The organism is Sinorhizobium fredii NGR234, from assembly GCF_000018545.1.
Taxonomy (GTDB): domain Bacteria; phylum Pseudomonadota; class Alphaproteobacteria; order Rhizobiales; family Rhizobiaceae; genus Sinorhizobium; species Sinorhizobium fredii_A.
The window spans coordinates 1,095,586-1,114,123 of the sequence record NC_012586.1 but is presented as its reverse complement, the minus strand read 5'-3'; the positions used below and the strand labels follow the sequence as shown (position 1 = coordinate 1,114,123).

Genomic DNA, 18,538 nt, shown 5'->3' with positions numbered 1-18,538 from the left:
TAATCTTTCGTCAAGCGCAAAACGGCTCTAAGAGATTCGAGGGGGCTCGGATGGCGAACAGCGGCAAGAAAAAGGCGACGATCTACGATCTCTCGGTGCTCTCCGGCAGCTCGCCCTCGACGGTCAGCGCCGTGCTGAACGGCACCTGGCGCAAGCGGCGCATCAAGGAAAGCACCGCCGAGTTGATCCGCAACCTCGCCGAGACCCACCAATATACGGCGAACCGCCAGGCTCGCGGCTTGCGCAGCTCGCGCTCCGGGCTGGTCGGGCTGCTCCTGCCGGTACACGACAATCGCTACTTCTCCTCGCTCGCCCAGACCTTCGAGGCGCATGTGCGCAGCAAAGGCCAATGCCCGATCGTCGTCAGCGCCAGTCGCGACCCGCAGGAGGAGCGCAAGACGGCCGAAACGCTGATCTCCTATTCGATCGACGAGTTGTTCATCTGCGGCGCGACGGATCCGGACGGGGTTCACGAGGTCTGCGAAGCGGCCGGGCTGAAGCACATCAATATCGACCTGCCCGGCACCAAGGTGCCCTCCGTCATCAGCGACAATTTCGAGGGCGGCCGGCTGCTGACCGAGGCCATTATCCGCCACTTTCCCGCCGACCGCGCGCTCGCGCCGACCGATCTCTATCTGTTCGGCGGCCGCAACGACCATGCGAGCCACGAGCGCATCCGCGGCTTCCGGGCCGTGAAAAAAGACCTTCTCGGCGATGATCCCGACGAATGCATCCAGCCGACCGGTTATGCGGCGAACAACGCCCGAAAGGCCTTCGAGGCCTTCTACGCCCGGCACGGCAAGCTGCCCCGCGGCCTCTTCGTCAATTCGTCGATCAACTTCGAGGGCCTGCTGCGCTTCATGGCCGAGCATCCGCACGACAATTTCACCGATCTCGTCGTCGGCTGCTACGACTACGATCCTTTCGCCTCCTTTCTCCCCTTCCCCGTCATCATGATCCGGCAGGATGTCGAGGGAATGATCGCCAAGGCTTTCGAGGTGATCGAGCAGCCTCGCGCACTGGCGCGGATACATCTGGTCCAGCCGGAACTGGTGCCACCGAGGACGGCACTCACCGGGCCGCTCGATGCTTTGAAAGACATCGACTTACCGCGAGGTAGCCAATAAATTTCCACTGTACATTAGCGTCTTAACAATGTATTTTTCTGTTATGGACGCTACAGACAGAAAAATCATTGGTATTCTTTCCGGCGATGCGCGCGCGTCGCTGACCGATATCGGCGCCGCAGTGGACCTCTCGCCCTCGGCGGTCAACGAACGCCTCCGCCGCCTGGTGACGAGCGGCGTCATTCGCCGCTTCACGCTCGACGTCGATCACCGGATCCTCGGCTTCGACGTGCTTGCCTTCGTCTGGATAGCATTGGCCAACGATGCCGACGAAAGCGAGTTCCGCAGCTTCATCGCCTCCCACCCGGCGGTTGCCGAGTGCCACCACGTGACCGGCGCCTGGTCTTACTGCGCCAAGGTGCGGATGCCGACGCTCGGCGACATCGAGCCCTTTCTGTCGGAACTGAAGGCACGCCGCTATCTCGCCCGGAGCGAGACCGTCATCGCGCTTTCCACCGCCGCGGAGCGCTCCGTCACCTTGCCCGCGCCGGACGCAGGAAAGCGAGACAGAGGATGACCGCGTTGCTCTTCGCAAAAGGACTGCTCCTCGGGCTTGCCATCGCCGCGCCGCTCGGTCCGATCGGCACGCTTTGCATCAGCCGCACGCTGGAACGCGGTTTCTGGGCCGGCGTCGCAGGCGGTCTCGGGACGGCGCTTGCCGACGCAACTTACGCGATGATGGCGGCGGCCGGCTTTGCGGCGTTTGCGACATTTCTCGCGACGCTCTCGGTTCCGCTCGGTCTCGTCGGCGGTGTCTTCATGCTTTGGCTCGGCTGGCGCGGATTGAGGCCCCGGCCGGTCGCGGCGCCGGCCGAGATCGGCGCGCGCGACCTGCTGCACACGACGACTGCGACCTTCCTGCTGACGATGGCGAACCCTGCGACCATCCTGACGTTCGCCGCGATCTTCGCGGGCCTCGGCCTTGCGGCCGTCGGCGATGGGGCGAGCGCGGCGATCGTCGTGGCCGGCGTCTTCCTCGGGTCGCTCGGCTGGTGGTTTCTCCTGAGCGGCGGCGTCACGCTCGCGAAGACCAGGCTGCCTGACGGTTTTGCCGCCTGGACGTCGCGGCTTTCCGGCCTGCTTCTGATCGCTTTCGGCCTTGCCGCCCTTGCTTCGGCGGCTGCCGGTCTGGCCGCGTAGTTGCCTCATTTGTCAGCTTGCTGACGCTGCCGCCTAACCCTGCCGCAAAAGCGCCATTTCAACCAGAGAATTTAGCGCGCAGTGATTGCATCCGCTCGCCTATTCGAGCAAACTTATATATAACTGAGGCGAAAGGTCGCGAGGAGAATCGCAGATGAAGAAGAATCCCAATCCGATCGATACCTTCGTCGGTTCGCGTGTTCGAATGCGCAGACTGATGGTTGGAATGAGCCAGGAGAAACTGGCCGACGGCCTCGGCATCACGTTCCAGCAAGTGCAGAAATACGAGAAGGGCACGAACCGCATCGGCGCGAGCCGGTTGCAGGCGATCGCCGATATCCTCGGCGTTCATCCGAGCTTTTTCTTCCAGCAGGACGAAAAGGCCCAGTCGCGCGAGACCGCGGCCGATGTACACGAGTCGCACGAAATCTCCTCCTTCGTCGCCTCGAAAGAGGGGATCGCCCTCAACAGGGCCTTCCTGAAGATCGTCGATCCGGTGTTGCGGAAGAAGATCATCGCTCTCGTCGCCGCCATGGCGCATTCGGGCGAAATAGAACAGGCCGCCGTGGCGTCCGCAGCCCGCCATGAGGAAATCTTGCACGGCTGAGCCGCCAGCCGTTCCTTTTCGCAGCAACCGGGCGCGCATTGACGCTGCATGCAAGTTCGCCTTGCGGAGTCCGCATGAAAATCGTCTTCGTCGGTCCGACCGTCCCTGATGCGGCGACGCTGGTTGGCGATGCACTGGCGGTCCGGCCGCCCGCCACACAAGGCGATATCCTCCGCGCCGTCTATGACGGGGCCACGGTCATCGGTCTGATCGATGGCAATTTCGAGTACGTCGCCCCGGTTTGGCACAAGGAAATACTCTTCGCACTCTCGCTGGGCGTGACGGTCCTCGGTGCCGCCAGCATGGGGGCACTACGGGCGGCCGAATGCGCCGCCTTCGGCATGGTCGGGATCGGCGAAATTTTCCGCCAGTACATGGCCGACGAGACGGCGGACGATTCGGACGTGGCGCTGCTGCACGCGCCGGAGGAGCTCGGCTATACGGCGCTGACCGTGCCCCTCGTCAATCTGCGCGCCACGCTTCGCCACCTCACCGAACAGAACCGCTTGACCGCCACGGATGCGGCCGAGATCGCTGACGTGGCGGCAGACCTTTTCTACAAGGAACGCACCTGGAACGCGATTCTTGGCCATGCCGGGCTTTCAGCGCACATCGATGCTGCGATGCTGCGCGCCGAATATGTCGACCAGAAGCGCATCGATGCGCTCGAGCTTTTTGAAGCGCTGCGACGGATGCCGGCGGAAAGACACGCTCCGCCGCAGGACTGGACCTTCAACACGACCAGTCTCTGGGCGACGATGCTGAGCCAGCTGCCGCTCACCGATGAAAAGTCGGATGCTTGAATGCCGTACAATATGGCTGACCGAGCGCTGCCTGCGATAGCCAAGCGCCAACCGTCATTGTGTTCTGCCGCTGCCCGTGAAATGTGATGAGCGGCGGCGGACGAGGAGGAGATGAATCGCGTCATGGCAACGGGCGAAGGGGCAGACGATCGGATCGCGGATCTCGTCGATGACATTCTCGTCCAGACGCCGTTGAAGGCCGCCGCGTTCATCGTGACGATCTATGGAGACGTCGTGGAGCCGCGCGGCGGCGTTGTGTGGATCGGCAATCTGATCGAGACCTGCGCCGCGGTCAGCATCAGCGAGACGCTGGTGCGGACGGCCGTCTCGCGCCTGGTCGCCGCCGGGCAACTAGTCGGGGAAAGAGAAGGACGGCGCAGCTACTATCGCCTTTCAACAGCAGCCGGCAGCGAGTTCGCTGCCGCGGCACGAATCATTTTCGGCAGCGCCGAAGAGGAAAGCTGGCAACTCGTCCATCTGACCGGCGCTGAAGTCGAGGAAAGAATGCAGGCGCTCGAACGGGCCGGCTACGCGCGGCTGGACCCGCGCCTGGCAATCGGTCCGGCAAGGCAGGTGGCAGGATTGGCCGACGCGCTGACCCTGCGTGCTCATTCGGACGATCCGAAGGCACTCGCGGCTTTCGTCCAGGCGTACTGGAACCTCGCGCCGCACGCCGCCGCCTATCGCCTGTTTCTCGACCAGTTCCGGCCGGTTGCAGCTCTTGCAGAGAAGCACCCGGTGGCGCCGGCCACAGCACTGACGATGCGGCTCCTTCTGATCCATCGCTTCCGCACCGTCCTCTTGCGTGATCCCCGCTTGCCCGCCGCCGCCTTGCCTCCGGATTGGCCCGGCCTGGAGGCACGCCGTCTCTTCGCAGCGCTTTACCTTCTCCTGTCGCCCTCCGCCGACGACCACATCGGTCGCAACTTCATCAGTGCGTCCGGCCCGCTCCGTGCCATGACCGAGGAGATTGAGAAGCGTCTATCACTGCTCGAAACACAGGCTTAGGCCTGGTGCGTCTGCAAAATATGTGCGGCGCCCCACAGCGCCGCGTGCCTTACCAGGCGCGCAAAGGTCGCTGCAGCAGGGCATCACACCGGAACCGCGGTCGAGTATTTCACGCTCTTCAGGGCGAAATGCGATGACGAATTCGCAACCGCATCATGCGTCAGGATGCCGTGCATCAGCAATCGTTCGTAATCCGCAACGTCCGCCACGACGACACGTAAGAGATAGTCCCACTCGCCCGACATCGAATAGCATTCCAGCACTTCTTCGTGGCTCTCCACAAAGCGCTCGAAGCTGCGGCGCGCCACCGGGTCGTGCGATTTCATCCGCACATGGCAGAACACATTCAGCCCGCGGCCGACCATCTCGGGATTGACGAGCCGAACGGCCTTTCCAAGCACGCCGGCCGTATCGAGCGCCTTGATACGCCGCCAGCAGGAGGCCGGCGAGGCACCGACCGCCTCGGCGAGCGCCGCATGGCTGATGTCGGCCTGTTCCTGAAGGACTCTCAGGATCTTTCGGTCGACTAGATCGAGATTGAGAGTATTCATCATAATACTTTCGAAAATGAAACACGGTCATCAATTGGTACCGAAAATCCTGCAAGATTGAAACCGAATTGCGCCTGAGGCGAGCTATTCTTCCAAATGAGGAATTTGGGAGGACATTCGAAGATGGGACAGGCTGCGCTCAAACCGGACCGGCGGAACGCACCGGACGAGAGCATCGACTGGAAGCGGGTCCTGCACCTCATGCTGCTGTCCCGCGAGCTCGACGAGATGGAGGAAAAGCGCCTCGTCCCGGAGAAGAAGGTTCTCTATCAGTTCTCGGCGCGGGGCCATGACATGGCGCAGATCCTCCTGGGACTGAACCTCACGGGACGGCATGACGCGGCCTGCGGCTATTATCGCTCACGACCGCTGCTTCTGTCGCTCGGCGTCGATCCGGCCGATGCGCTCGGCTCCGCCATGGCGCGGGCCGGAGGCTATTCCGATGGCCGCGATATCGGCGTCGTCTTCAACTATCCCAACCCGAACGGCGCCTCTGCGCTGCCGATGTGCGGCGGCGTCGGATCCCAGTACACGCCGACGGCCGGATGGGCGCAGGCGATCACCTATTTCAGCGAGCAGCTTAAGAACGAGAACTATGACCGGGACATCGCAGTCGTCCTCGGTGGCGATGGTTCGGTCGCCTCCAACGGCTTCTGGTCCGCGCTGACGGTCGCCACGACACAAGGGCTGCCGATGCTCTTCTATATCGAAGACAACGGCTTCGGCATCTCGGTTCCCTCCACCCTTCAGACGCCCGACGGCAACATCGCCGCCAATCTTGCGGCCTGGAAGAACCTGGCCATCCTCGATGGCGACGGCTCAGATCCGGAGGAGGCGGCCCGGTTGACGAAGGGCGCCGTCGACCTGGTGCGGGACGAGCGGATGCCGGTTCTGCTGCGGCTGAAAGTGCCACGCCTCGAAGGACACAGCTTCCAGGATACCCAGACCTACAAGAGCGAAGAACTCGTCAGAAGCGAGTGGGCGCGCGATCCTCTGCCGCGGCTCAAGGATTATCTGGTGCCTGCCGTCTTGCGCGAGGAGGAATGGGAAGCGGTCGCCGGCGCTGCCAAGGCGGCCGCCGAACAGGCCCGCATCGAGGCCGAGTCCCGACCGGTCGCCGATCCGGAAACGGTTACCAGCAATGTCTTCTTCGAGGGCGAGATGCAGGTGATGGGCGGCCAGTACCGTGCCGGTTACCGACCGCCGGAGACAACCGAGACGCCGCAAGGCGACGGCCAGCGGATCAATATGGTGACAGCGATCCGGCGAACCCTCGACCACGAAATGTCGATCAACGAAAGGGTTGTCCTGTTCGGCGAGGATATCGGCCCGAAGGGCGGCGTCCATGCCGTTACCCTCGGGCTGCAGGAAAAATACGGCACGACCCGTGTGTTCGATACCTCGCTGTCGGAGGAGGGCATCGTCGGCCGTGCCGTCGGCATGGCGCTGGCCGGGCTCGTGCCTGTGCCTGAGATCCAGTTCCGCAAATATGCCGAGCCGGCGAGCGAACAGATCAACGATTGCGGGACCGTCCGGTGGCGGACCAACAACCGCTTCGCCGCGCCGATCGTTGTGCGCATGCCGGGCGGGTTCTTCAAATGCGGCGACCCGTGGCACAGCCAGACGAACGAAGTCGCCTTCGTCCATCAGCCCGGCTGGAAGGTCGCCGTTCCGTCGAACGCCGAGGACGCCGTCGGGCTGCTGCGCACCTCGCTGCGCGGCAACGATCCGGTGATCTTCTTCGAGCATCGCGCCATGCTGGATCATGCCTGGGCGCGGCGCCCCTATCCCGGCGACCACTTCGCGCTGCCCTTCGGCAAGGCGAAGTTCACGCGCCAGGGCAGCGACATCAGCATCGTCACCTGGGGCGCCATGGTGCACCGCTGCGAAGAGGCCGCCGAGGGGATTTCCGCCGACGTCATCGACCTCAGGACATTGATGCCGTGGGACCGCAACGCGGTGCTTTCCTCGGTCCGCCGCACCCGCCGCTGCTTGATCGTCCACGAGGACCTCGGCACCGCGGGCTTTGGCGCGGAAATCGCCGCAGCCGTCGCCGACGAAGCCTTCATCGATCTCGACGCCCCGGTTTCGCGGCTGACCATGCCCGATATTCCAAGTCCCCACAATCCTGCCCTGCTCGACTGGGCGGTCCCCTCGACGGAGCGGATTCGCCGAAAAATCACCGATCTGCTGGAGTATTGAGGATGGGCGATCTCATCGACATCAACGCCCCCGTCGAGCAGGAGGGGACGAAGGCCATCGTCCGCAACTGGCTCAAGAAAATCGGTGAAAGCGTGAAATCCGGCGACCCCCTGGTCGAGCTCGAAACCGACAAGGTGACCCAGGAAGTCCCCGCGCCCGCCGACGGCTTCCTGTCCGAAATCCTCATGGAGAACGGCGACGATGCCCTCCCCGGCGCCATCCTCGGCCGCATCGGCAGCGAACCTCCCGGCCACGAGCAGCCTGACATGCCGGCGCAGATGGATGCCTTGAAGACGTCCACCGGCTCTTCGCCGCCACCGCATTTCTCTCCTGCCGTGCGCCGCGCGGCCGAGGAATACGGCATCGATCCGACGACGATTGCCGGCACCGGCCGGGACGGCCGCGTCACCCGCGCCGACATGGACAGGGCCTTCGCGGAGGCGCCGGGACGCGCCGCACCTGCCCCCGAGCCGAAGCCCACCGAGCCTCCGCCGTCATCTCGGCCGATGGAACCCGCCGATGCGGGCGCTGCACTCCGCTCGCGGAAGATCGCGCATAGCGGCATGCGGACGGCGATCGCCACCCACATGCTGCAGTCGGTGACGACCGCGCCGCACGTGACTGCCGTCTTTGAGGCCGATTTCTCAGCGATCATGCGCCACCGTGACGCCCATAAGGCGAAGCCCGCGGCCGAGGGCAGCCCCCTCTCCTATACGGCCTATATCGTTTCCGCCTGCGTCGCGGCGATGCGCGCGGTGCCCAACGTCAACAGCCGCTGGCACGACGATGCGCTCGAAGTGTTCGACGACATCAATATCGGCGTCGGGATCGCCCTTGGCGACAAAGGCTTGATCGTGCCGGTGATCCATCAGGCCCAGCACCTTTCCCTCGCCGCCATTGCGGCGAAGCTGCAGGACATGACGGCGCGGGCACGGTCAAACGCGCTCGGCCCCGCCGAGGTCAGGGGCGGGACCTTCACCATTTCCAATCACGGCGTCTCCGGATCGCTGTTCGCGGCACCGATCATCATCAACCAGCCGCAATCGGCGATCCTCGGCGTCGGGAAACTGGAGAAACGGGTCGTGGTGCGCGAGGTCGACGGGGTCGACACGATCCAGATCCGGCCGATGGCCTATGTGTCGTTGACCATCGATCACCGGGCGCTCGACGGTCACCAGACGAATATGTGGCTCACCCACTTCGTTCAGGCCCTCGAGAACTGGCCAAAATGACACCACGGGAAAATCCGGCACTACAGCGCCGCGCGCCTTGCGAGCTAGGAGGGGTTGGTTTTCGCATGACTGCGCCAGAGCAAGGCCGACAGCACCGCATGAAGCCCAACCGCCGGCCACAGAAGGACGCCAGCGAAGCTCTCCACCAGTCCGACATAACCTAGATAGAACATGACTGCTGCGCTGTAGACCAGCATGCCGAGCAGACCGGAGTTCTTCCAGCAGGCGACGCCCAGTGCGATCAGGGCGATACCTGCTATCCGCGCCGTCGGGACAGCAACGCCCGTCAGTGCCTCGCCAAGCAACACCTGCCCCACAAAAGCGGGCACAACCACCAATGCAAGTCCCGTTGCGATTTCCTCGAAAGCAGCGCGATCTAGAACGCGTACCATCCACTCCTCCGCTAGCCGTTCAAGGGTACCAACACCATCGCAGGCCCGACACGGGCAGCCGACCAAGGCTCGGCGAACACCTCCCTGCAGACAAATGAGCCCGCATAGATTTAGCTCTGGCTAATCTACGCAAATCACCGAGTGTGGGGAAGATGGGACCGTTGCGCTCGTTCTTCGAATCACCGTCCGAGACCTGCCTAACCAACCGCCGGATGGGAAGAAGCGACGGGAGCCGCGGTGATTGTATTCGCGCGCGCCCACCCTCTCAGATCGAAATTCGGGCCTATTTTTTACGCAGTGAGAGGCATCACCGAGGCATGTCGCCTTATTTTTAATCATTTATGATAGTCGCAAATTATTTAGGCAGAAATATGTTGCGAAACTTGCTGCACTGCATCATGATGGAGCATGTCCCAGCGAGACCTGACCATTCTAGTCATTGACGAGAACGCCATTCGCGCCTCGATCATCGAGGAGGGCCTGCGCGAAGCAGGCCACGGCAATGTCACGGTCATCCACGAAGTTCACGGGGTTGCACGCACCATCGAGACGCTGCAGCCCGACGTGATCGTCATCGACATCGAAAACCCCAACCGGGACATGATGGAGCACCTCTTCCAGCTGACGCGCACCGTCGGCCGGCCGATTGCCATGTTCGTCGACCGCTCCGACACCGCCTCGATCGAGGCGGCAGTCGAGGCCGGCGTCTCTGCTTACGTGATCGACGGGCTCAGAAAGGAACGCGTCAAGCCTATCCTCGACATGGCCGTCAGCCGTTTCAATGCCTTCAGCCGGCTTCAACGGGAACTTGCCGACGCAAAATCGGCCCTCGAGGAACGCAAGCTCGTCGAGCGCGCCAAAGGCATCCTCATGAAAATGCGAGGGCTTTCCGAGGAGGAGGCCTTCACGCTGCTTCGCCAAACCGCAATGAACGAGAAAAAGAAGATCTCGGAAATCGCGCAAAGCGTGGTCACCGCCGCCGGATTGCTGATCCGATGAACGACGGACACCAGCCGCACCGGGCAGCGCGCCGGGGGAGATCGGAGTGAACGCATTGACGCATATCGACCAGTCCAAGGCGAGCAAACTTGCCGCCGGCGATGGCCTGCCGGCCCCGGCAATCGCAGGACACGAAGGATCACGTACCGTGCGGGCCGGCTTTATTCCGCTCGTCGATGCGGCCGTGCTGATCGCCGCCGCCGAATTCGGCTTCGCGCAGAAGGAAGGTATCACCCTCGATCTGGTGAAGGAGGTCTCCTGGGCAAACGTCCGCGACCGTCTCGCCTTTCGCCAGTTCGACGTGGCACACATGCTCTCGCCGATGCCGGTCGCCGCGATGCTCGGCCTCGGCTCCAACCCATCGCCGACAATCGCGCCCTTTTCGCTCGGACGCGGCGGCAATGCGATCACCCTGTCGTCGCGGCTCTATGCCGACATGCAGATGGCGGGCGACCTCGACGCCGGCGCAACCGCCCTTTCGAACGCGCAGGCCCTGGCAGCCGTGATCCGGCGCAACCGGGCCGCCGGCCGGCCGCCGCTGACGCTTGGCGTCACCTACCCGTTTTCCTCGCACAATTACGAGTTCCGCTATTGGCTGGCGGCCGGAGGCATCGACCCGGACCGCGACGTCAAGCTCGTCGTCGTGCCGCCGCCGATGACATCCGATGCGCTCGCAGCCAGCGCCATCGACGGCTTTTGCGTCGGCGCCCCGTGGAACATGGTCGCCTCGGAGCGTGGCGTCGGTCGCATCGTCGCGACCAAGCAGGACATCTGGCCCTCCGCGCCGGAAAAGGTCCTCGGCATGCGACCGGAATGGGCCGATGCCAATCCGGAGACCGTTTCACGCCTGATCGTTGCGCTGGACGCCGCTGCCCGCTGGTGCGACGCGGCTGAGAACCGCGCAGCACTCGCGGAGGCTCTTGCCGAACAACGCTACGTCGGCGCCCCCGTCGACATCATCCGCCGGGTGCTGGCCGGCGAATTCACCATCGATCCAGAAGGCAACCAGCGTGTCATCGACGACTATTTCGTCTTCCACGCGGGCTTCGCCAATTTTCCCCGGCCGAGCCAGGCGCTGTGGATCTACAGCCAGATGGTCCGCTGGGGACAGACGGCGTTGTCCACCGAGGGGACCGAGGCAAGCCTTTCCGCCTACCGGCCGGCACTTTACCGCCGGGCTCTCGGGAGACTGGCCCCGCCGGCGATGGACGACTTTGCTGTCGAAGGCGCAATGCCCGATGATCGCTTCATGGACGGACACATCTTCGACCCGAAACTGATCCGGGATTACATCGAGGCCTTTCCTGTAAAGGCGACCAGCCTTCCCGACGCTTCGCTCGACGACATCTGAGCGAAGGCGCTGCTTTTTTAAGCAGCATTCCCGATACCGCACCGCACAATTATTGACCATCCGGCCTGAATGGCGTCTTTTTGTGCACCTGACAAGCATTGCACTTCTTCAACAATATCAATGACATCGAAGGCATCTGCCAAATTGGCACGGCGCTTGCTTTTCTAGAACTGTTTCAATCAAAGGCGATTGAAACGAGCTCAGGCGCCGATGGCGCCTGCCAAAGACACCGACGTCGCAAGGTCATTGCCTCCAGGAGACCCTCCCGGTCCCGGAGCGCGAAAGTCCGAGCGGCGTTTTTTTTATGCCGGTTTCGACCGGTCAACGGATTTGAGGAAGGTGCGCATGACCGACCGCATCGTGATGATGGCCAACGGACCGTTTGCACGAATTGGCGATGCCCTCGATGGGGTGTTCGCGCCTGAGCGCCGGCCGATCGAGCTCGCCTCCGGCCGGACCTACCTGAACTGTCGCGAAGCCGTGCGCTTCGTCGAAGCTGCGGAGTGATTACCCAATGGCTGAACGCACCCCTGAAAAACTCGTCATCGTCGGCAACGGCATGGCGCCGGGCCGCATGCTCGAAGAGCTCTTCGAGAAGGCGCCCGGGCGCTATCAAGTGACGATCTTCAACGCCGAGCCGCGCGTCAATTATGACCGCATCATGCTCTCGCCGGTGCTGTCCGGCGAAAAAGACTATGAAGAGATCATCATCCATGGCGACGGCTGGTACATCAAGCACGGCATCACCCTCTACAAGGGTCACAAGATCGTCGCGATCGACCGCAACGCCAAGACGGTCACGTCCGACCATGGCGTTACGGAAAGCTACGACAAGCTGGTGATCGCCACCGGCTCGGTGCCCTTCATCATCCCCGTGCCCGGCAAGGACCTGCGCGGCGTCATCACCTATCGCGACCTCGATGACGTGCAGGCGATGCTGCTCGCCGCCCAGTCGCGCGAAAAGGCGGTCGTCATCGGTGGCGGCCTGCTTGGCCTGGAAGCGGCCGCCGGTCTCGCCCAGCGCGGCATGGACGTCACGGTCCTGCACGTCATGCCGACCCTGATGGAGCGCCAGCTCGACCCGGCCGCCGGCTACCTGCTTCAGAAAGCGGTCGAAGAACGCGGCATCAAGGTCATTACAAAGGCGAATACCAAACGCATCGTCGGCGAGGAAAAGGTCGAGGGCATCGAACTCGACGACGGCCGGATCATTCCGGCGACACTCGTCGTCATGGCCGTCGGCATCAGGCCGAATGCCGGCCTGGCCAAGGATGCCGGGCTTGCCGTCAACCGCGGCATCGTCGTCGACACCGGCATGCAGACCTCCGACGGAGACATCATGGCGCTCGGCGAGTGCGCCGAAGTCGGCGGAATGGTCTATGGCCTCGTGGCGCCGCTCTACGAGATGGCCCGGGTTGCCGCCTCTCACCTTGCCGGAGAGCGCAAGGCGGCCTTCGTCCACTCGGACACCCCGACCAAGCTGAAGGTGACCGGCATCAACCTCTATTCGGTCGGCGACTTCGCCGACGGAGACGACCGCGAGGAGATCGTGCTGCGCGACGCCACCGCCGGCGTCTACAAGCGGCTGGTGCTCAAGGAAAACCGCATCGTCGGTACGGTGCTCTACGGCGAGACCACGGACGGCGCCTGGTTCAACGACCTGTTGAAGCGCGGCACCGACATCTCCGAAATGCGCGACACCCTGATCTTCGGCCAGGCCTATCAGGGAGGAGCCCCGCTGGACCCTACGGCGGCCGTTGCAGCCTTGCCGGATGATGCGGAAATCTGCGGCTGCAACGGCGTGTGCAAGGGCAAGATCGTCTCGACGATCACGTCCAAGGGTTTGACCTCGCTCGACGAGGTGCGCGCCCACACCAAGGCGTCGGCCTCCTGCGGCTCCTGCACGGGTCTCGTCGAGCAGCTGATGTCGGTTACCCTCGGCGAAGGCTACAACCCCGCCGCCGTCCAGCGGATGTGCAACTGCACCGAACTCGGCCATGACGACGTGCGCCGGCTGATCAAGGCGAAGGGGCTGAAGACGATTCCCGCCGTCATGCAGGAACTCGAGTGGAAGACCTCCTGCGGCTGCGCCAAATGTCGCCCCGCCCTCAACTACTATCTCGTCTGCGACTGGCCGGACGAATATGCCGACGACTACCAGTCGCGCTTCATCAACGAGCGCGTCCACGCCAACATCCAGAAGGACGGCACCTATTCGGTGGTGCCGCGCATGTGGGGCGGCGTCACCAATTCGCAGGAACTGCGCGCCATCGCCGATGTCGTCGACAAGTTTAACGTTCCGCTGGTCAAGGTCACCGGCGGCCAGCGCATCGACCTGCTCGGCATCGAGAAGGAGGACCTGCCGGCGGTCTGGTCCGATCTCGGCAAGGCCGGCTTCGTCTCCGGCCAGGCCTATGCCAAGGGCCTCAGGACCGTAAAGACCTGCGTCGGCTCCGACTGGTGTCGCTTCGGCACCCAGGATTCGACCGGCCTCGGCATCCGCATCGAGAAGTTCATGTGGGGCTCGTGGACGCCGGCCAAGTTGAAGATGGCCGTCTCCGGCTGCCCGCGCAACTGCGCCGAAGCGACCTGCAAGGACATCGGCGTGATCTGCGTCGACTCCGGCTTCGAGATCCACTTCGCCGGCGCCGCCGGTCTCGATATCAAGGGCACCGAGGTTCTGGGGCTGGTCAAGACCGAGGACGAGGCGCTCGAGCATATCGTCGCGCTGACGCAGATGTATCGTGAACAGGCCCGCTACCTGGAGCGCATCTACAAGTGGGCGAAGCGCATCGGCCTCGACGAGATCCGCCGGCAGATCATGGACGATGCCGAGAAGCGCAAGGCCTTTTACGACCGTTTCGTCTTCAGCCAGAAGTTCGCCCAGGTCGATCCCTGGTCGGAGCGCGTCTCCGGCAAGGACAAGCATGAGTTCCGGCCGATGGCGACGGTCGGCTTCAACCAGGCAGCGGAATGAGGTGATGACAATGAACTGGATTGCTATTGGCGAGATCAGCGACATTCCGCTGCGCGGTGCCCGTTGCGTCAAGACGCCGATCGGCAAGATCGCCGTCTTCCGCACCGCCGAGAACGAGGTCTTCGCGATCGAGGATCACTGCCCGCACAAGGGCGGGCCGCTCAGCCAGGGCATTGTCCATGGCAATGCCGTCACCTGCCCGCTGCACAACTGGGTGATCTCGCTCGAAACCGGCAAGGCGCTGGGTGCCGACGAAGGCGCGGTACGCACCATCCCGGTGAAGAACGACAACGGCGCCCTCTCCATCGCGCTTGAGAACCTGACGCTGGCCGCCGCGGAGTAGACATGGCGCACGAGGTCAAGACCACCTGTCCCTATTGCGGCGTCGGCTGCGGCGTCATCGCCCGCGTGAGTGATGACGGTGCCGTCAGCGTCAAGGGCGATCCCGAGCATCCGGCCAATTTCGGCCGGCTCTGCTCGAAGGGCGCGGCGCTCGCCGAAACCCTCGATCTCGACGGCCGTCTCCTCCATCCGGAAATCGGCGGCCGCCGCGCAGGTTGGGACGAAGCACTTGACCTCGTAGCCGAAAAATTTTCGCAAAGCATCGCCGAGCACGGACCGGATTCGGTGGCCCTTTACGTGTCGGGGCAATTGCTGACCGAGGACTACTACCTCGCCAACAAGCTGATGAAGGGCTTCATCGGCTCCGCCAATATCGATACCAATTCGCGCCTCTGCATGTCGTCTTCTGTCGCCGGCCATCGGCGCGCCTTCGGCTCGGATACGGTGCCGGGCAGCTATGAGGATCTGGAACTCGCCGATCTCGTCATCCTGACCGGCTCCAACATGGCCTGGTGCCATCCGGTGCTCTACCAGCGCCTGGCGGCGGCGAAGGCAAACCGCCCGGAGATGCAGGTCGTCGTCATCGATCCCCGGCGGACCATGACGGCCGACATCGCCGACATGCATCTGGCGATCGCGCCGGACGGCGACGTGGCGCTTTTCAACGGGCTCCTCGTTCATCTTGCCGAGAGCGGCGCCATCGGCTGGGACTATGTTTCGGCCAATACCAACGGCTTCGCCGAGGCCCTTCAGGCCGCTTCGGGTCTCGATCTCCCTGCCCTGTCGGACGCGACGGGCCTCGCGCAAAAACAGCTGCGCGAATTCTTTCGTCTGTTCGAAGCGACAGAAAAGGTCGTGACCTGCTACAGCCAGGGCGTCAACCAATCGTCCGCCGGCACCGACAAGGTCAACGCCATCCTCAACTGTCACCTTGCGGCCGGCCGCATCGGCCGCCCGGGCATGGGCCCCTTCTCGCTGACGGGCCAGCCCAATGCGATGGGCGGGCGCGAAGTCGGCGGGCTTGCCAATATGCTTGCCGCCCACCTCGATATCGAGAAGTCGGTCGACCGCGATCTGGTGCGGCGCTTCTGGGGGGCTCCCGCAGTCGCCTCGAAGCCGGGCCTCAAGGCGGTGGATATGTTCCGCGCCGTTGCCGACGGCCGCATCAAGGCGCTGTGGATCATGGCGACCAACCCGGTCGTCTCGATGCCCGACGCCGACGCCGTCGAAGCGGCGATCAAGGCCTGCCCCTTCGTCGTCGTCTCCGAGATGCAGCGACAGACCGATACCGCCCGGCACGCCCATGTAGCCCTGCCGTCGCTCGGCTGGGGCGAAAAGGACGGCACCGTGACCAATTCGGAGCGGCGCATCTCGCGCCAGCGTGCCTTTCTCGCGGCGCCCGGCGAAGCGCGCGCCGACTGGTGGCAACTCGCCGAGGTCGCGCGGCGGATGGGATTTCAGGAGGCCTTCCGCCATTCGTCGCAGTCCGAGATCTTTGCCGAGCACGCCGCTCTTTCCGGCTTCGAAAACGACGGCCGCCGCGATTTCGATATCAGCGCCCATGCGGTGATCGAAACGGCGGCCTATGACGCTCTCGCCCCTTTCCAATGGCCGCAGCCAAAGGACAAGGCACCGCAGGAGAGACGCTTCTTCGCGGAAGGCGGGTTCTACCATGCGGATGGCCGCGCCCGCTTCATCGCCGTTCAGGCGCCGCAGCCGCGCCGTGTCGATGCGGCCTTCCCCTATACCCTCAATACCGGCCGGGTTCGAGACCACTGGCACACGATGACCCGCTCCGGCAAGAGCGCGCGGCTTTCCAGTCATCTGGCCGAGCCCTTCGTCGAAATCCACCCGCGCGATGCGCAGACCATCGGCGTATCCGATGCCGATCTCGTGACGATCGAGAGCCCGCTTGGCGCGGCGATCGTGCGGGCTCTGGTCACCGATCGCCAGGCCGAAGGCAATCTCTTCGTGCCGATGCACTGGAATGATCAATTCGCCTCGAAGGCGCGCATCGACGCTCTCGTCGCGCCTCTGACCGACCCCTTCTCCGGCCAGCCGGCGTCGAAGAACGTCGCAGTCCGGGCCAAACGCTTCTCGGCCAAGACATACGGCTTCGCCGTTTCGGCAACGAAGCCCGAGGGGCTCGACGCCGCCTATTGGGCGGTTGCCAAGGCCGAGGGCGGATGGCGGATGGAGCTTGCCCAGACCGATGTGGACGGCGATTGGATCGACTGGTGCCGGAAGGCCTTTTCAATTCCCGCCGAAATCGACCCGATCGGCTATACGGACCGGACCTCCGGCGAATTCCGCCTCGCCTTCTTCGACGGCGAAAGGTTGCTCGCCGCGCTGTTCCTGTCGCCCCGGCCGGTCGCCGTGGCGCGGAACTGGGCGGTTTCGCAGCTTAGTGCTTCGCACGCCAATCTCAGCAAGCGCTTCGCGGTTGCCGCCGGCCGCCCCGGTGCCGACAAGCCCGACCCGGGGGCGACCGTCTGTTCCTGCTTCAGCGTCGGTGTCAACCAGATCACCGCCGCCATCCGTGAAGGCTGTCACAGCGTCGAGGCGGTCGGTCAAAAGACCAGCGCCGGCACCAATTGCGGCTCCTGCCGCTCCGAAATCAGGGGGATCATCCATGCATGCCTTGCCGCCGCTGCCGAATGATCGAGCCTCGAAGCCGCAGCGCGTCGCGGCGCTCGCGACGCTGCCGCTTTTCTGGTCGTTGAAAGGCAAGCGGGCCGTCGTTGCCGGCGGCAGCGACGGCGCCGCCTGGAAAGCCGAACTTCTGGCGGCCTGCGGCGCCGAAGTGCACATTTACGCATCGCATGCGGACCTCGGCGACGGTTTTCTCGACCTCATCGCCCGCGGCGCCGCCGATGAAGACGGCTCCTTCGTGCATCATGACGAATCCTGGCATGACGGCATCTTCGGCGATGCGGCGCTGGCGATCGCCGACTGTGACGATGATCGAGGGGCCGAGGCCTTCTTCAAGGCGGCGCGCTTGGCTGGCGTGCCCGTCAACGTCATCGACAAGCCGCAGTTCTGCCAGTTCCAGTTCGGATCGATCGTCAATCGCTCGCCCGTTGTCGTGGCAATCTCGACCGACGGGGCGGCACCCATCCTGGCGCAGGCGATCCGGCGGCGGATCGAGACCCTGCTGCCGCCGGCGATCAAGCGCTGGGCTGGGATCGCCCAGGCGATCCGCGAGCGGGTGAATGGACGACTGCAACCGGGCGTCCAGCGCCGCGCCTTCTGGGAGCGTTTCGTCGACCGGGCATTTATCGATACACCGGAGGAGGGTGTTGAGGCGCGGCTGATGGTGGAGATGGATCGTCTGGCGACGCCCCGCCCCCCCGTCGGCCGCGTCACCATCGTCGGCGCAGGCCCGGGCGATGCGGAACTCTTGACCCTCAAGTCGGTCCGGGCGCTCCAGGCGGCCGACGTCATCCTCTACGATGAGCGGATTTCAAACGACGTGCTGGAACTGGCGCGGCGCGAGGCCAAGCGCATCCTGGTCAGCCAACCGAGCCGGGACGCGGGCATTCAAGATGGAAGCGCGTCGGTAAACGTTCTCGCGAGAGCCGGAAAGCGCGTCGTGCGCCTTCAGGCGGGCGATCCGGTGACCAATGCCGACAGCCAACAAGAAGCTGCATGGCTTGGCAAACTCGGCATTCCCGTGGAGATCGTACCGGGCGTCGCCGATCGTCGCCGCGGCGCGTGGGAGAACGACGATGCCAAGACGATCATCGACGCGGGCATGGTCGAGCAGGCCCACGAGCAACGTCTTCGAGTCGCGGGCCATTAGGTTGC

The 18,538-nt window shown here is 64.0% G+C and carries 16 protein-coding genes and 1 pseudogene; 15 read left to right on the top strand and 2 right to left on the bottom strand.

The features are described 5' to 3' along the window. The first annotated feature begins 50 nt into the window (after positions 1-50). The 6 genes from NGR_RS05485 to NGR_RS05460 all read left to right on the top strand — a co-directional run bounded on the left by NGR_RS05485 (position 51) and on the right by NGR_RS05460 (position 4,685). On the top strand, positions 51-1,127 hold the full coding sequence (locus tag NGR_RS05485; RefSeq protein WP_015887250.1) for a LacI family DNA-binding transcriptional regulator: 1,077 nt from the start codon (positions 51-53) through the stop codon (positions 1,125-1,127). Positions 1,128-1,155: 28 nt separating this feature from the next. After that, complete coding sequence (locus tag NGR_RS05480) at positions 1,156-1,644, top strand: Lrp/AsnC family transcriptional regulator (RefSeq protein WP_015887249.1); 489 nt, start codon at positions 1,156-1,158, stop codon at positions 1,642-1,644. Beyond that, the gene (locus NGR_RS05475) at positions 1,641-2,267 is read left to right on the top strand and encodes a LysE family translocator (RefSeq protein ID WP_164923899.1); all 627 of its coding nucleotides are present in this window, start codon (positions 1,641-1,643) and stop codon (positions 2,265-2,267) included. Before NGR_RS05480 ends, NGR_RS05475 begins: the two co-directional genes overlap by 4 nt. Positions 2,268-2,421: 154 nt before the next feature. Further along, complete coding sequence (locus NGR_RS05470; protein WP_015887247.1) at positions 2,422-2,874, top strand: helix-turn-helix domain-containing protein; 453 nt, start codon at positions 2,422-2,424, stop codon at positions 2,872-2,874. 74 nt (positions 2,875-2,948) lie between these two features. Further along, a complete protein-coding gene (locus NGR_RS05465; RefSeq protein WP_015887246.1) occupies positions 2,949-3,677 on the top strand; it encodes a TfuA-like protein in 729 nt (242 codons plus the stop codon). A 123-nt stretch (positions 3,678-3,800) separates the two neighbouring features. Beyond that, the gene (locus NGR_RS05460) at positions 3,801-4,685 is read left to right on the top strand and encodes a PaaX family transcriptional regulator C-terminal domain-containing protein (protein ID WP_164923897.1); all 885 of its coding nucleotides are present in this window, start codon (positions 3,801-3,803) and stop codon (positions 4,683-4,685) included. A gap of 83 nt (positions 4,686-4,768) precedes the next feature. Here the strand turns inward: NGR_RS05460 and NGR_RS05455 are convergent, their stop codons facing one another. Next, on the bottom strand, positions 4,769-5,239 hold the full coding sequence (locus NGR_RS05455) for an Lrp/AsnC family transcriptional regulator (RefSeq protein ID WP_015887244.1): 471 nt from the start codon (positions 5,237-5,239) through the stop codon (positions 4,769-4,771). 120 nt (positions 5,240-5,359) lie between these two features. On the opposite strand from NGR_RS05455, the gene NGR_RS05450 reads away from it, so the two are divergent. Both NGR_RS05450 and NGR_RS05445 read left to right on the top strand, forming a co-directional pair. Further along, the gene (locus NGR_RS05450) at positions 5,360-7,438 is read left to right on the top strand and encodes an alpha-ketoacid dehydrogenase subunit alpha/beta (protein ID WP_015887243.1); all 2,079 of its coding nucleotides are present in this window, start codon (positions 5,360-5,362) and stop codon (positions 7,436-7,438) included. 2 nt (positions 7,439-7,440) lie between these two features. Then, positions 7,441-8,670, top strand: coding sequence for a dihydrolipoamide acetyltransferase family protein (locus NGR_RS05445; RefSeq protein WP_015887242.1), 1,230 nt, complete (start codon positions 7,441-7,443; stop codon positions 8,668-8,670). Positions 8,671-8,714: 44 nt separating this feature from the next. Here the strand turns inward: NGR_RS05445 and NGR_RS05440 are convergent, their stop codons facing one another. Beyond that, positions 8,715-9,062, bottom strand: coding sequence for a hypothetical protein (locus NGR_RS05440; RefSeq protein WP_015887241.1), 348 nt, complete (start codon positions 9,060-9,062; stop codon positions 8,715-8,717). Between the two features lie 408 nt (positions 9,063-9,470). On the opposite strand from NGR_RS05440, the gene NGR_RS05435 reads away from it, so the two are divergent. From NGR_RS05435 to NGR_RS05405, 7 genes and pseudogenes are all read left to right on the top strand, one after another. Continuing rightward, positions 9,471-10,061, top strand: coding sequence for an ANTAR domain-containing response regulator (locus tag NGR_RS05435; protein WP_015887240.1), 591 nt, complete (start codon positions 9,471-9,473; stop codon positions 10,059-10,061). 46 nt (positions 10,062-10,107) lie between these two features. After that, positions 10,108-11,412, top strand: coding sequence for a CmpA/NrtA family ABC transporter substrate-binding protein (locus NGR_RS05430; protein ID WP_015887239.1), 1,305 nt, complete (start codon positions 10,108-10,110; stop codon positions 11,410-11,412). Positions 11,413-11,751: 339 nt separating this feature from the next. Next, positions 11,752-11,919: pseudogene (locus NGR_RS05425) on the top strand (ABC transporter ATP-binding protein); the annotation flags it as partial. A 7-nt stretch (positions 11,920-11,926) separates the two neighbouring features. Continuing rightward, positions 11,927-14,389 (top strand): nitrite reductase large subunit NirB, encoded by a 2,463-nt coding sequence (gene nirB, locus NGR_RS05420; protein ID WP_015887237.1) that lies wholly within the window; start codon positions 11,927-11,929, stop codon positions 14,387-14,389. Between the two features lie 4 nt (positions 14,390-14,393). After that, positions 14,394-14,732: a nitrite reductase small subunit NirD gene (nirD, locus tag NGR_RS05415; protein ID WP_164923896.1), complete on the top strand. Its 339-nt coding sequence runs from the start codon at positions 14,394-14,396 to the stop codon at positions 14,730-14,732. A gap of 2 nt (positions 14,733-14,734) precedes the next feature. Continuing rightward, positions 14,735-17,392: a nitrate reductase gene (locus tag NGR_RS05410; RefSeq protein ID WP_015887235.1), complete on the top strand. Its 2,658-nt coding sequence runs from the start codon at positions 14,735-14,737 to the stop codon at positions 17,390-17,392. Continuing rightward, positions 17,364-18,533: a siroheme synthase gene (locus tag NGR_RS05405; RefSeq protein ID WP_015887234.1), complete on the top strand. Its 1,170-nt coding sequence runs from the start codon at positions 17,364-17,366 to the stop codon at positions 18,531-18,533. Before NGR_RS05410 ends, NGR_RS05405 begins: the two co-directional genes overlap by 29 nt. Positions 18,534-18,538: the final 5 nt, after the last annotated feature.